Raw genomic sequence first — 13,501 nt, forward strand, 5'->3', positions numbered from 1 at the left:
TGATGTGCTCGGGGACCGTCAGGCCGCGCGTTCCAGCGCGTCCCGGCGGTACAGCGGCAAATGGACGGTGAAGGTGCTGCCCTGCTGCGGCCGGCTGCTCACTTCCAGCTGCCCGCCCAGCTCGTGGATGTATTCGCGGCTCTCGAACGCGCCTATGCCCATGCCGGCCGACTTGGTCGAGTCGAAGGGCTTGAACAAACGCTCGCGCACGAACTCCTCGCTCATGCCGCTGCCGGTGTCGCGGATTTCCAGCTTGACGCGCTCGCCGTCGCGGCTGAGCGTGACGCCGACCTCGCCGTCCTTGGGCGTCGCCTCGATGGCGTTCTGGATCAGGTGGCCCAGCACCCGTTCCAGCCGCTCGGCGTCGGCCAGCACCAGCACGTCGGCCCCGGCGGCGGCGATGGACAGGCGCGGCGTCGGCCGGAACACGGCTTTTTGCTCGACCGCCTGCAACAGCAAGCGCTCCAGCGCCAGCGGCGTGGCCGGCTGCGGCGAGGCGGTGCGGCTGAGTTTTTGCAACATGCCCTTCATCTTTTGCACCGAATACACCATGGTACGCCGCATGTCGGCCTGGAAGTCGAGATTGTCGTGGTGTTTTTCGGCGTTGGCCGCCAGCAGCGACAATTGCGCCACCAGGTTTTTCAGGTCGTGCACGACAAAGGTCGACAGGCGGTTGAAGGAATCGAACTGGCGCGCCAGCATCAGCGCGCTGTCGGCCTGCTGCTGGGCCAGATAACTGGCGGCCTGGCTGCCGGCGATCTTCAGCAAGTCGATCACTTCCCAGTTCAGCACCACCGGGCTGCGCGCGCGCAACAGCAGCACGAAGCCGGTCAGCTGGCCGTGCAACATCAGCGGCACCACCAGCCAGGCGCGCGGGATGGCGCGCAGCCAGTCGGGCGCCGGCTCGGCCCCGTCCGGCGGCACGCCGTGCAGGTCGACCAGCCACCGGCGCTGCTCGATGAAGCGGGCGAACGGCGCGCCGGGCGCCAGGCGGCAGTCGGCGTCGCGCTGGGGCGGCATCTGCCACTGCGCGGCCGGCGCGTAGCCGCCGCCGTCCTCGCGCAGCCACAGCGCGCCGCCCGGGCTTTCGACCAGCGCGGCCAAGGCCTGGATGCTGCGCTCGGCGAGCAGCGGCCCCGGCTGCGACAGCGTGCCCGTGAAGCGCAGCCATTCTTCGCGGTAATCGTAGTTGTAGCGGTAAAAATGCTTGCTGATGAAGACCCGCAACCAGGCCCGCATGGTGCCGGAAAACAGTATGCCGGCCAGCAGCATGGAGGCGCCGAACAGGAAGGCCAGCTGCATCAGCGAACCCCAGCTGCCGCCCACGTAGCGCAGATAATAGGCGGCCGAGCTCATCGTCAGCAGGTAGACGGCGGCGCCGACCAGCGCGGCCGAGTGGAACAGCATGCGGCGCGACACGGCCAGCTGCGGCACGGCCGCCGCCTGGCGCGCCACGGCCAGGGCCAGCAGCGGCGCCGTGAGCGCGTTGACGAGGCCGCGCGCCGCCCACAGCTCGCCGCTCAGTTCGCGGAACAGCAAGGCGTCGCTGTACATATAGAAATCGTAGACGAACAAGCCGCCCATGCCGAGGCAGGCGAACTTGACGGCCCAGCGCTTGTGGGCACTGGTGTTGCGGTACAGTTGTTCGACCAGCGCCAGGCCCAGCACGGCCAGGCCGATGCCGCCCAACACGGACAGGGTGAAATAGTCGGACTGCGCCAGCCACGGCCGCGACAGCGCCACGGCCAGCGCCAGCAGGTAGGCGCCGGCGGTCCAGCGCGACAGCGGCGTCGGCATCACGCCGCGCGGGCGGAACTGGCCCAGCATACCGAGCAGGACGGCGCTCCAGGCCGCGCTGCGCAGCCATTCGGCCAGCACGGTGGCCAGCGGCGGCAGGCTGGCCGGGCCGGGCTCGCCGCCGGTCCCGGCACCGAAGGCGCCGCCGGTCCAGCCATCGCTCCAGCCATCCATGGCGCAGGCCGCCGCCCACAGCACCGTCAGCGCGGCGGCGGCGGCCAGCCAGCGGCTGGGCGCGCGGTCGCGCCACTTGCTCAGCAGTAGCACACAAAGGAAGAGAAACGCCAGCGCGGCGCTGGCGTAACTGTAGCTGGCTGTACCATTCATCAACATCAAACGGGGTGCTCCGAGGCCGGCCCGCCGCGCCTCACCGTCCGGCGCCGAACACGACCACCTCGAAGGTGTCGATCAGCACCAGCAAGTCGAGCAGCAGGCTGTGATTCTTGACGTAATACATATCATATTGCAATTTTTGCAGCGCGTCCTCGACCGAATCGCCGTAGCCGTAGCGCACCTGGGCCCAGCCGGTGATGCCGGGCTTGATGCTGTGGCGCACATTGTAATAAGGCACGCACTGGTTCAGCTGGTCGACGAAGAAAGGCCGCTCGGGACGCGGGCCGACCAGGCTCATCTCGCCCTTGAGCACGTTGAGGATCTGCGGCAGCTCGTCGATGCGCAGCTTGCGGATGATGCCGCCGACGCGGGTGATGCGGCTGTCGTTGCGGCCCGCCCACTGCGGCAACATGCCTTTTTCGGCGTCGCGCCGCATGCTGCGGAATTTGTGCACCTTGAAGACGCGGCTGTCGCGGCCGACGCGCTCCTGCGAGTAAAAGATGGGCGCGCCGTCTTCCAGGAAAATCGCCAGCGCCGTCAGCAACATCAGCGGCAGCGTCAGGATCAGCAGCGCCAGGCTGACGGCGATGTCGAACACGCGCTTCATGAAGGTGCGGGCGAAGCTCTGGTCGAAGCCGCCGCCGAAGACCAGCCAGCTCGGCTGCATCGACTCGACCCGGATCTGGCAGGTTTCGCGCTCGAAAAAGGTGGAGGCGTCGGTCACGGCGATGCCGTTCAGCTTGCATTCGAGCAAGTCGCGGATGGGGATGGCGCCGCCGCGCCGGTTTTGCACCGACACCACGATTTCGCGCACGCGCAGCCGCAGCGCCAGCGCCAGCAGCGAGCCGTCCGGTTCCAGCGCCAGCAGCTGCGACGATGGCACGCAGGCCTCCTCCGACGCCATCGACACATAGCCGACCAGATTGTATTTGCGGAAGCCGCCGCTGCCGATCTGCTGGCCGCAGGTCTGGGCCAGCGCGCCGGTGCCGAGCACCATGATGCGCGATTCGAGCAGGTGGCTGCGCGAGGTGTGCATCAGCGCGGCGCGCGCGGCCAGGATGCCGCCGCCGGCGAACAGATAGTCGTAGACCAGGATGCCGCGGCCGAAATACAGCGAGGGCACGGCGTAGAACAGCAGGGTGAGCAGGCAGAAGCCCATGCCGAAGGATGGCAGCAGGTGGCGCAGCAGATGGCTGCGCAGGGTGCCGTCGATGTCGTGCTGGTACATGCCCATGGCGCCCATGCTGAACATCAGGATGGCGGCGAACAGCAGGGCCGACATGAAGGTGTGCTCGAGCTTGGGCAGGATGAATTCGGCGCCGTCGAACAGGCGCACGCCGGCGCCCGCGTAAAAGGAGCCGAGCAGGATGAAAAATTCCAGCAGCAACAGCCCGCAAACTATCTTGGAGACATAATGATTGGAAATCTTGAGCATGGCGATACCTGCATTTTTTGGTCTAATTTTGGCCGGCTGGGGCGAGCGCGAGGCGCCGCCGCTCCGGAGATGTTATTAAGGCGTCTCAAGTAAATGATGGACGTACCAATCCATCGCCTCATGTAATCCGTCCTTGATGCTGTGGGTGGGCGCGTAGCCGAGCCGCGCGCGTGCCTTGCCGATGTCGGCCTGCGAGTGGCGGATGTCGCCGGCCCGGAAGCCCTGGTATTGCGGGTGGTGCGCCAGCAGGTGCGGGAAACGGTCGCGCAGCAGCTCGTGCATCATCTGGTAGAGCCGGGTCAGCGTGGTGCGTTCGCCCAGCGCCACGTTGTAGACCTGGTCGGTGGCCTCGTCGCTCACGGCCGTGGCCGCCAGCAGATTGGCTTGCACCACATTGTCGATGAAGCAGAAATCGCGGCTGGTCTCGCCGTCGCCGTTGATGAACAGGGGCCGGTTGGCGATCAGCGCCGCCACCCATTGCGGGATCACGGCCGCGTAGGCGCCGTGCGGGTCCTGGCGCGGTCCGAACACATTGAAATAGCGCAGGCCGATGGTGCGCATGCCGTAGCAGCGCCCGAAGACGTTGGCGTACAGCTCGTTGGCGTATTTGGTGACGGCATAGGGCGACAGCGGATTGCCGATCTGGTCCTCGACCTTGGGCAGGCCGGCGTGGTCGCCATAAGTGGAGCTGGAGGCGGCGTAGACGAAGCGGCGCACGCCGGCGTCGCGCGCCGCCGTCAGCATGTTGAGGAAGCCGGTGATGTTGGTGTCGTGGGTCGTCAGCGGGTCTTCGACCGAGCGCAGCACGGAGCCGATGGCGGCCTCGTGCAGCACGTAATCGACGCCGGCGCAGGCCAGCACGCAGTCGGCCGGGCGGCGGATATCGCCCTCGATGAAGTTGAAATTGTCCCAGGCGGCGGCGCCGACCAGTTCGCGCACCTGGTCCAGATTGTGCTGGAAGCCGGTGGCGAAATTGTCCAGCCCGCGCACCCGCTGGCCCAGCTGCAACAGCGTTTGCACCAGGTTCGATCCGATGAAGCCGGCGGCGCCGGTCACCAGCCACAGCCGGGGCGTCGCCCGCAGCTGGTCTTTTACTTCGTCTATCTTGCTCACAGCGTCGACCCCGGTTGCTACAGCCGCCACACGCGGAAACCGGCTTCGCGCAGCGAAGCGGCATTGAATTGCGACTTGATGTCGATGAAACAGCCGCCCGGCTTGAGCTTGTGCATGACGTCGTCCAGTCCCAGGGCCAGCAGTTCGCGGTGCGAGACGGCCAGCACCAGGCCGTCGGCCTGCGGCAGCTGGTCCCAGCTTTCCAGCTTGACGCCGTATTCATGTTGCGCCTCGGCGGCGTCGGCCACCGGGTCGTGGACGTGGACGTCGACGCCATAGCTCTGCAGTTCGGCGATCAGGTCGGCCACCTTGGAGTTGCGCAGGTCGGGGCAGTTTTCCTTGAAGGTCAGGCCCAGCACGTTGACCTTGGCACCCTTGACATGGCAGTCGCGCGCGATCAATTCCTTGACGGTTTTCTCGGCGACGAATTTGGCCATGCTGTCGTTGATGCGGCGCCCGGCCAGGATCACCTGCGGGTGGTAACCGAGCATGTCGGCCTTGTGCGTCAGGTAGTAGGGATCGACGCCGATGCAGTGGCCGCCGACCAGGCCCGGACGGAAGGGCAGGAAATTCCACTTGGTGCCGGCCGCCTGCAACACTTCCAGCGTGTCGATGCCGATCTTGTCGAAGATGATGGCGAGCTCGTTCATCAGCGCGATGTTGAGGTCGCGCTGGGTGTTTTCGATGACCTTGGCCGCCTCGGCCACCTTGATGCTGGAGGCGCGCACCACGCCGGCCTTGACGATCGATTCATACAGGCCGGCGATGGCGTCCACGGTCGGGCCGTCGTCGCCGGACACCACCTTGACGATATTGGTCAGCGTGTGTTCCTTGTCGCCCGGGTTGATGCGCTCGGGCGAGAAGCCGACGTGGAAATCCTCTTTCCATTTCAGGCCGGAATGGCGTTCCAGCACGGGGATGCAGATTTCCTCGGTCGCGCCCGGATACACGGTCGATTCGTAGACCACGATGGCGCCGCGTTTCATATGCTTGCCGACGCTGGTGCTGGCGCCGATCAGCGCGCCGAAATCGGGATTGTGGGCCAGGTCGACCGGTGTCGGCACGGCCACCACGATGAAATCGGCCTCGGCCAGCACGGCCGGATCGGTGCTCACTTCCAGCATCGTCGCCGCTCGCAATTGCTCACTGGATAACTCGCCGGTGGGATCGACGCCGTTGCGATAGTGCGCGATCTTGCTTTCCGATAAATCGAACCCCAAGGTCTTGCCCACTTTGCCGAATTCGACCGCCAAAGGGAAGCCCACGTAGCCCAAGCCGACTACCGCAACGATGAAATCAGTGCTCATAAAACTTGTCCTTGATGTTGTTGCAATGCATTAATGATAACCATAACCCAACTTAACGAACTCTGCAATCCCCCCCTTCCGGCATTTACCCCCTCAAAAAAGCTCACTTTCATAGGAGAATGCGGTGTTTTCGATTAATGTAAAAAAATTACGTTTGTTGGCAAAATAATACATGGAAATTGAAATGCACTAGATAGTTGCCTAACATGTCAAACTACGCACCTCGAACCTGAACCTGAGTCGGACCACGCATGCCATTACCTATTTCCACGCCGCCATACCGCGTCTTGTGCGTCGTCGGCGCCCGCCCCAATTTCATGAAGATCGCGCCCATCCTGGCCGCGCTGGGGCGCCGCGCCGCGTTCACGCCGCAGCTGGTGCACACCGGCCAGCATTACGACGCGGCCATGAACGAACAATATTTCACGTCGCTGGGCTTGCCGCGGCCGGACTTGAACCTGGAAGTCGGTTCGGCCAGCCACGCGGCGCAGACGGCGCAGGTGATGCTGCGCTTCGAGGCGGCCATGGAACAACTCGACCCCCACGCCGTGCTGGTGGTCGGCGACGTCAATTCCACGCTGGCCTGCGCCCTGGTGGCGCGCAAGAAGCTGGTGCCGGTGATCCACGTCGAGGCCGGCCTGCGCAGCGGCGACCGCGACATGCCGGAAGAAATCAACCGGGTGCTGACCGACCAGCTGGCCGACCTGCTGTTCACCACCGAGCCGGACTGCGCGGCCAATCTGCTCAGGGAAGGCATAGACGGGCGCCGCATCGCCTTCGTCGGCAACGTCATGATCGACACGCTGCGCAGCAACCTGCCGCGCGCGGTGGCGGCGCGCCAGATCGCGCACGACGCCGGCCGCGCCGGCCTGGCCGACGGCGCCCACGGCTACGCGCTGCTGACGCTGCACCGGCCGTCGAACGTCGACCACGCCGACACGCTGGCGCCGCTGCTGCGCACGGTGGCCGCCATCAGCGCGCGCACGCCGGTGCTGTTCCCCATCCACCCGCGCACACTGGCCGCCATTGAACGGCTCGGCCTGCGCCACCTGATCGACCTGCCGTCCATCCTGGCGCTGCCGCCCATGGGTTACCTGGAGATGCTGGGCCTGATGCGCGACGCCCGCGTGGTGCTGACCGATTCCGGCGGCGTGCAGGAAGAAACGACGGCGCTGGGCGTGCCCTGCATCACACTGCGCGACAACACCGAGCGCCCCATCACCATCAGCGAAGGCACCAACGCGCTGGCCGGCACCGATCCGGCGCGCATCATGGCGCTGTACGAAGACTTGCTGCGCGACGGCGGCAAGGCCGGCCGCGTGCCCGTGTTCTGGGATGGGCTGGCTTCCGAGCGCATCGCCGACCACTTGCTGGAATGGCTGGGCAACGGTTGCCGGCTGCCGGCCAGCGCCGGCTGAGAGAGCGTCATGGCCTTCATCGAACGGCGTTCGCGCCCGCAACGCACCATGGCCATGATGGTCGAGATCGGCATTGAACTGGTCGCCTCGCAGGGCCGCTACACGGCGGCCCAGTTCCTGGAGGACGCCGGCGTGCCGCTGCCGGTGATCTGCCGCGTGATGGATGAACAGGGCCGGCGCCGCGTGCAAGCGGCGGCCCCGCCGGATGCGCGCCGCCAGGACCTGCAACCTTGAGGATGGCCAGCTTGTCGAATCCACTTTCCCGCGGCCGCATGGCGAGGTCGGCCCTGGCCGGCTACGCCATCGCCGTGCTGGCCGGCGTGCTGGCCCTGTGCCTGTTCCAGGCTTACCGCGCCGGCTTTTCCGGCGCCGACGAACCCGCCCACTTCCTGAACGGCTATTTCGTCAGCAACTACCTGCGACACCACCTGGGCAGCAACCCGATGGCCTTCGCCACCGAATATTATCTGCACTATCCGAAAATTTCGATCGGCCACTGGCCGCCCGCCTACTACGGCATATTGGGCGTGCTGTTCCTCGGCCTGCCGGCGACGCCGGAAATGGCCTTCGCCATCAACCTGCTGGTGGCCGCGCTGCCGGCCGCCGCCGTCGGCCTGACGCTGGCCTATTTGGCCGGCGTCCGCGCCGCCGTCGCCGGCTGCCTGATCTACGCCTTCACGCCGCTGGCGCTGGAAGGCCAGCTGTTCTTCATGCTGGACCAGGCGCTCAGCGCCTGCATCGTGGCCGCCGCCATGGTCTGGGTCGCCTATGCGCAGCGGCCGTCGTGGCCGCGCGCCTTCGGCTTCGCCGCGCTCAGCGCGCTGGCCGTGCTCATCAAGGGCAACGGCTGGCTGATCGTCTTCGTGCCGCCGCTGCACATGCTACTGACCCGCGACTGGCGCCCGCTGGCCTCGCCGCGCCTCTACGTCGCGGCGGCCGCGGCCGGCGCCGTCATCGTGCCGTGGTACTGGCTCACCTCCAAGATCGCCGCCGACGGCTTCAACTACACGGCCGGCTGGCACTACGCGACGCTGGCGCTGGGCGCCAACCTGCACACGCTGGTGCGCAACCTCGGCTATGCCAGCCTGCCGCTGGCGCTGCTGGCCGTGGCGCTGGAATACCGCGCGCGCGCCGCCACGCCGCTGCGCTGGTCGGTGGCCAGCGCCTGCCTCGGCCTGATCGTGGCGACGCTGGCGCTGCAATCGCTGGTGCCGGTCGACATCGACGACCGCTACCTGGCGCCGGCCCTGCCGGCCCTGGCCGTGCTGGCCGTGGCCGGCGCGCGCCGGGTCTACGAATGGCTCGGCGCCGGCGCCCGTCCGGCGCTGGCGCTGCCGGCCGCCGTCCTGCTGGCCGCCGCCATGCTGGCGCCGGGCATGGCCCACCTGGCTGGACGCGGCGCCAAGGTCGACATGCGCATGGCCGCCATTCCCTACAGCGCGCGCGGCGCGCAGGGGGCCGCGCCGCAGGTGTGGATCATCGACGGCAGCAGCGGCGCCGAGGGCGCCTTCATCGCGCAGATGGCGGTTCGCGATCCGGCCCTCAGCGACTACGCCGTGCGCGCCTCGAAGCTGCTGGCCGCCAGCAATTTCATGGGCACGCAGTACACGCTCAAATTCCCGGACCCGCGCGGCGTGCTGGCCGAAGTCGAGCGCGTCGGCGCCCAGTACGTGGTGCTGGTGCGGCTCAACAACGAGGCGCCCTACCCGCACAGCGGCCAGCTGCAAGCGGCCATGGCGTTGCCGGACTCGCCGTTCCGCCGCGTCGCCACGCTGGCCCACGGCAACCGCGCCGGCGTCACCGAGGTGTATGAATTCCACGGCGCGGCCCGCGCCAACGTCGACGCGGTGCGTCAGCTGGGCTTGCCGGCCAAGACCGCCCCCCTGCTTAACCTTCAGCCCAAGTGAGTCGCCATGCAATCGTCCTTCAACCTCGCCGACATGGCGCCCGCCACCACGCCGGCCCAGCCCACCATCGCCGTCATCCTGCCCTGCTATAACGAGGAGGCCGCGATCGCGCAGGTGGTGCGCGACTTCCGCAACACGCTGCCGAACGCCACCGTCTACGTCTACGACAACAATTCGCGCGACCAGACGCGCCGGGTCGCGGCCGAGGCCGGCGCCGTGGTGCGCAGCGAGCCGCTGCAGGGCAAGGGCAATGTGGTGCGCCGCATGTTCGCCGACATCGAGGCCGACGCCTACGTGCTGTGCGACGGCGACGTCACCTACGACGTCGCCAGCGCGCCGGCCATGATCGCGCGTCTGTTCAACGAGCGCCTCGACATGGTGGTCGGCTGCCGCATCGACACCCAGACGGCGGCCTACCGCGCCGGCCACCGCTTCGGCAACGCCCTGTTCACCGGCTTCGTGGCGCGCCTGTTCGGCGACCGCTTCAGCGACATCCTGTCCGGCTACCGGGTGTTTTCGCGGCGCTACGTCAAGTCCTTCCCGTCGCTGTCGCAGGGTTTTGAAATCGAAACCGAGCTGACCGTCCACGCGCTGGAACTGCGCATGCCGATCGCCGAGGTGGACACGCCCTACGGCGCGCGGCCGGAAGGCTCGCAGAGCAAGCTGTCGACCTTCCGCGACGGCTACAAGATCATGATGATGATACTCAAGCTGTTCAAGAACGAACGGCCGCTGCAGTTTTTCGCGCTGATCGGCGCGGCGCTGGCGCTGCTGTCGCTGCTGATCGCGCTGCCCGTCATCGAAACCTATCTGGCGACGGGCCTGGTGCCGCGCCTGCCGACGGCGGTGCTGGCATCCAGCGTGATGCTGCTGGCCTTCCTCAGCCTGACCTGCGGGCTGGTGCTCGACACCGTCACCCACGGCCGGCGCGAAATCAAGCGCCTGGCCTACCTGACCATACCGGCGCCGGGCGCCTGAGGCGCACTAGCCAACGTTCCAGATGCGGGAACGGATCGACGTCTACGCCATCCAGCATCAATCTTCTGGCTTCGCATTTCCACGTCGCGGCAGAATGACCAAGTCCGCCGCTTCCGCAGCGTCATTGAGGAGCGTTTTGCGCGGCGCGCCCATCTGCGCACGCATGGTCAGACCACGGGAAAGGTCGAGAACCTGGCTCGCGCGCGCGGCTACGGGAAAGTCAGGCGGGATTTCTCCTGTGCTAATCCCGTCGCAGAAACGGCGCTCCACGAGTGCCACGCCGGCGGCCACGGCATCGTGCAGGAACTGCCGGACCTCGGCATCGTCGACGAGCGGCGCAACGCACAACAGAAGACACCCGGGGGCTGATCCTTCCGGGGTCGCACTTTCTACGGCGTGCTTCAGAAAGCCGGCGAGCGAGTCGCGAAGACTCGGCGGCGAGAAAAGCGCCTGCGCAGCGCGAGCGCCCTTCGCTTCAGCATACGCCCTGAGGGCGCGCAGGAATATCGTCCGCTTATCCCCGAAGACGGAATACAGGGTTGGCCGTTTCACACCCATACCCGCGACGAGATCGTCGATCGTCACACCGTCGTAGCCCTTCGACCGGAACACCTGGGTTGCCTTTTCCAGCGCGTCCTTCTCGTCGAAGCTTCGCGGACGTCCCCGCGGCCTAGTGGTATTTTGAAACATTTTAGTTCTAAAATCCTTGACTCTACTTTTACGTCAATATAATATAACTGAACAGTTAAAAAATAACAAGGCCACCCTTACCTCGCAGGGACTCCTTCACCTTATTCTTCACTGCGGATCCGCCCATGAAACATTCGATCGCTCTCGTCACCGGCGCCACCTCCGGGCTCGGTTATGCGGCAGCCAGCATTCTCGCCGCAGAGGGCTGCCGCCAGGTAATCGTCACCGGCCGCAGCTTGGCTCGGGCCCAGGAAACGGCCGCTCAGCTCGCGACTGAAACCGAGACCCAGGTCTTCACGCCGCTGGAGCTGGAGCTGGAAACGCCGGCCAGCGTTCAGGCCGCCCTCGCCGAGCTCGTCAAGCAAGGCCGGCCGATCGACTTCCTACTCCTCAACGCCGGGATGGTCCCTGGCAAGGCGCGCGTGATCACTGCGGCGGGCGTCGAGGCTTCTCAGGCCCCGCTGATCGGCCATCATCAACTGACTGTCGGCTTACTTCGCGCCAACCTGCTGAGCCCCAACGCGCGGATTGTTATAGCCGGTGCGGAGCCAGCCCGAGGGGGCGTACCCATGTTCAGCTACACCGACATGCCAGCCTTCGCGGCCAAGTACCACGGTGGTGATCAAACCGCTGCTGTGGAAGCCCTGGTCCGCAACGGGCCGAACGTGAAGTACGTGCCCAACAATGCGTATGCCGACGCGAAGCTTAATGTCGCTTGGTGGGTCGCGGCGCTGGCCCGCCGGCTGCCCTCCGACATGGCCGTATACGCCGTGTCGCCCGGTGCCGCGACCGCTACCAAGGTTTCGCGACAAGCTGGCCTGGCCGTGAAGTATCTGTTTATCCCAATCGCGAACCTCATTCCCGGCATGAATCAGACGCCGGAGACTGCGGCCCGTCGCTACCTCCAAGCGTCGGAGTTCGGAACCGACGTATCAGGGCAATTCTTCGCCTCGGCTCAAGGGAAGTTCTCAGGCCCAATTGAGGCGCAGCGACACCCACACCTCCACGATCGCGCCAGCCAAGAAGCCGCGTGGCGGGCCGTCGTCAAGGTCTCCGGCGTCGACTTGTCCAAGCCGGCCTCCTTAAGCGCGGCGTCCTGAAGGAACGGCGGTCGCGGCGAAATGGTTGCGGTGACCAGAATCAGCAGCGATTGCGGAGTTACATGATAAGCCACGGGTCTTACGGTGTTTTGAAATAAATAGTTTTAAAAAAGATCCCTGATTGCGATCATCGCGTTTATTTTAGTATTAAACAGTTAAAAATAAACAAGGTAACCCTAACTTAGCGACCATCAATCGCCGTTGGTGTGAAATTAAATTATTGATTGAGTCAAGTAGTATTAATTACAACCTCAATTCCTGCTTCTTTCATTGCATATAGAAAATCTTCTATTTTGGTGTGCTAAAGCGCGCTAAGCCGGCTTGCGCGGCCGCTTGGCCGGCGCTGCCTTCGACGCGTTCAAGGCCACGGCGGCGCGGATCAGCGCCACCAGGGCCGGCTCGTCGATGGCCTCGTTTTCATGGATGTCGATGGCGCGCCGGGTGTTGCCTTCCAGGCTGGAGTTGAACAGGCCGGCCGGATCGGCCAGCGCCGCGCCCTTGGCGAACGTCAGCTTGACGACGCTTTTGTAGGTCTCGCCGGTGCACAGTATGCCGCCGTGCTCCCACACCGGCACGTCGCGCCATTTCCAGGTCTCGACGACATCGGGCTCGGCCTGGTGCACCAGCGCGCGAACCCTGGCCAGCGTCGCGCCGCGCCAGTCGGCCAGCGCCGCGATCTTGGCATCGATCAGGAGGGACGGCGTGTCCGCGCCCGCTTCCTGGGTGGACTCGCCGGTGCTCGCTTTTTGCATGATGGTGCTCGCTCGTCTGTCGTGTCGGAGAGTCGATTTTACATGCCGGCTGGCCGCGAAAACAATCTTTTCACAAACACATCACGGCCACCGCGAGCGGGCCGGCGGGGAGCGCGTCCAGTCCATCCGATCTATAATTGCGCCACCGTCGCAACGGCGGCTGTAGATAGGATGGTTGTTATGAAATGGAAATCGAACCCGGATGCCGGTAGATGGCTGGGCCAGCTGGCCTTCGCCGCCTTGACGATGACGACGACGCTGACGGCGTTGCCGGCGGCGGCACAGTTCGATCTCGCGGCACCGCCGCCGCGCGCATCGGCATCGGCCTGCGACGCGGCGCTGTGCGGCGCCAGCGGCTTGTCGACGCAGGCGCTGAGCGATGTGGCGCGCTCGGAATCGCCCAAGTCGCTGCCGGCCGCGTCCCGGCAAGCCGTCGTGCGCGACGAGCTGCGTCGCTCCGAACCGCCGCGCGACCCGTGGAACCGCCACATCCCCGTGCGGCCGGACGTGGAAAGCTACGATTGCATCCTGAGCCTTGGCGTGGGCGGTGAATTGTCCAAGGGCGGCTTCCTCGGCACGCGCGTGCTGGGCCAGACCCAGGTGTGGCGCCAGCCGGACGAGAACCTCAAACCCTGAAGCCGCCGCGCCCGAGCGCCCGGCCGCGCTGTGGA

The 13,501-nt window shown here is 65.9% G+C and carries 12 protein-coding genes; 6 read left to right on the plus strand and 6 right to left on the minus strand.

Annotated elements, in window-relative coordinates:
* Positions 1–18: 18 nt before the first annotated feature.
* From prsK to Q0S71_RS03710, 4 genes are all read right to left on the minus strand, one after another.
* Positions 19–2,124 (minus strand): XrtA/PEP-CTERM system histidine kinase PrsK, encoded by a 2,106-nt coding sequence (gene prsK / locus Q0S71_RS03695; protein WP_295991489.1) that lies wholly within the window; start codon positions 2,122–2,124, stop codon positions 19–21.
* A 40-nt stretch (positions 2,125–2,164) separates the two neighbouring features.
* Positions 2,165–3,565, minus strand: coding sequence for a TIGR03013 family XrtA/PEP-CTERM system glycosyltransferase (locus Q0S71_RS03700; protein WP_295991493.1), 1,401 nt, complete (start codon positions 3,563–3,565; stop codon positions 2,165–2,167).
* Positions 3,566–3,640: 75 nt separating this feature from the next.
* Positions 3,641–4,678, minus strand: a complete 1,038-nt coding sequence (locus tag Q0S71_RS03705) for an SDR family oxidoreductase (RefSeq protein WP_295991496.1) — start codon at positions 4,676–4,678, stop codon at positions 3,641–3,643.
* 17 nt (positions 4,679–4,695) lie between these two features.
* Positions 4,696–5,985: a nucleotide sugar dehydrogenase gene (locus Q0S71_RS03710; protein WP_295991499.1), complete on the minus strand. Its 1,290-nt coding sequence runs from the start codon at positions 5,983–5,985 to the stop codon at positions 4,696–4,698.
* Positions 5,986–6,236: 251 nt separating this feature from the next.
* Between Q0S71_RS03710 and wecB the strand changes: the two genes are divergently transcribed.
* The 4 genes from wecB to Q0S71_RS03730 are packed head-to-tail and all read left to right on the plus strand — an operon-like array spanning position 6,237 to position 10,288.
* Entirely contained in the window at positions 6,237–7,403 is a 1,167-nt protein-coding gene (wecB, locus tag Q0S71_RS03715) for a non-hydrolyzing UDP-N-acetylglucosamine 2-epimerase (protein WP_295991502.1), read from the plus strand.
* Positions 7,404–7,412: 9 nt separating this feature from the next.
* The gene (locus Q0S71_RS03720; protein ID WP_295991504.1) at positions 7,413–7,637 is read left to right on the plus strand and encodes a hypothetical protein; all 225 of its coding nucleotides are present in this window, start codon (positions 7,413–7,415) and stop codon (positions 7,635–7,637) included.
* A 38-nt stretch (positions 7,638–7,675) separates the two neighbouring features.
* Positions 7,676–9,310, plus strand: coding sequence for a glycosyltransferase family 39 protein (locus tag Q0S71_RS03725; RefSeq protein WP_295991506.1), 1,635 nt, complete (start codon positions 7,676–7,678; stop codon positions 9,308–9,310).
* Between the two features lie 6 nt (positions 9,311–9,316).
* Complete coding sequence (locus tag Q0S71_RS03730) at positions 9,317–10,288, plus strand: glycosyltransferase family 2 protein (RefSeq protein ID WP_295991508.1); 972 nt, start codon at positions 9,317–9,319, stop codon at positions 10,286–10,288.
* 57 nt (positions 10,289–10,345) lie between these two features.
* On the opposite strand, the gene Q0S71_RS03735 is transcribed toward Q0S71_RS03730, so the two are convergent.
* Positions 10,346–10,978 carry a TetR/AcrR family transcriptional regulator gene (locus Q0S71_RS03735; protein ID WP_295991512.1) on the minus strand — a complete coding sequence of 211 codons (633 nt, stop codon included), beginning with the start codon at positions 10,976–10,978 and terminating at the stop codon, positions 10,346–10,348.
* Between the two features lie 125 nt (positions 10,979–11,103).
* On the opposite strand from Q0S71_RS03735, the gene Q0S71_RS03740 reads away from it, so the two are divergent.
* Positions 11,104–12,078, plus strand: coding sequence for an SDR family NAD(P)-dependent oxidoreductase (locus Q0S71_RS03740; protein WP_295991514.1), 975 nt, complete (start codon positions 11,104–11,106; stop codon positions 12,076–12,078).
* Positions 12,079–12,389: 311 nt separating this feature from the next.
* Here Q0S71_RS03740 and Q0S71_RS03745 read toward each other — a convergent pair whose 3' ends face one another.
* Positions 12,390–12,830: a DUF1801 domain-containing protein gene (locus tag Q0S71_RS03745; RefSeq protein ID WP_295991516.1), complete on the minus strand. Its 441-nt coding sequence runs from the start codon at positions 12,828–12,830 to the stop codon at positions 12,390–12,392.
* 180 nt (positions 12,831–13,010) lie between these two features.
* Between Q0S71_RS03745 and Q0S71_RS03750 the strand changes: the two genes are divergently transcribed.
* A complete protein-coding gene (locus tag Q0S71_RS03750; RefSeq protein WP_295991519.1) occupies positions 13,011–13,466 on the plus strand; it encodes a hypothetical protein in 456 nt (151 codons plus the stop codon).
* The last annotated feature ends 35 nt before the right edge of the window (positions 13,467–13,501 follow it).

The sequence above is a fragment of the Rugamonas sp. genome, from assembly GCF_025354735.1.
In the GTDB taxonomy this organism is placed as follows: Bacteria; Pseudomonadota; Gammaproteobacteria; order Burkholderiales; family Burkholderiaceae_D; genus Rugamonas.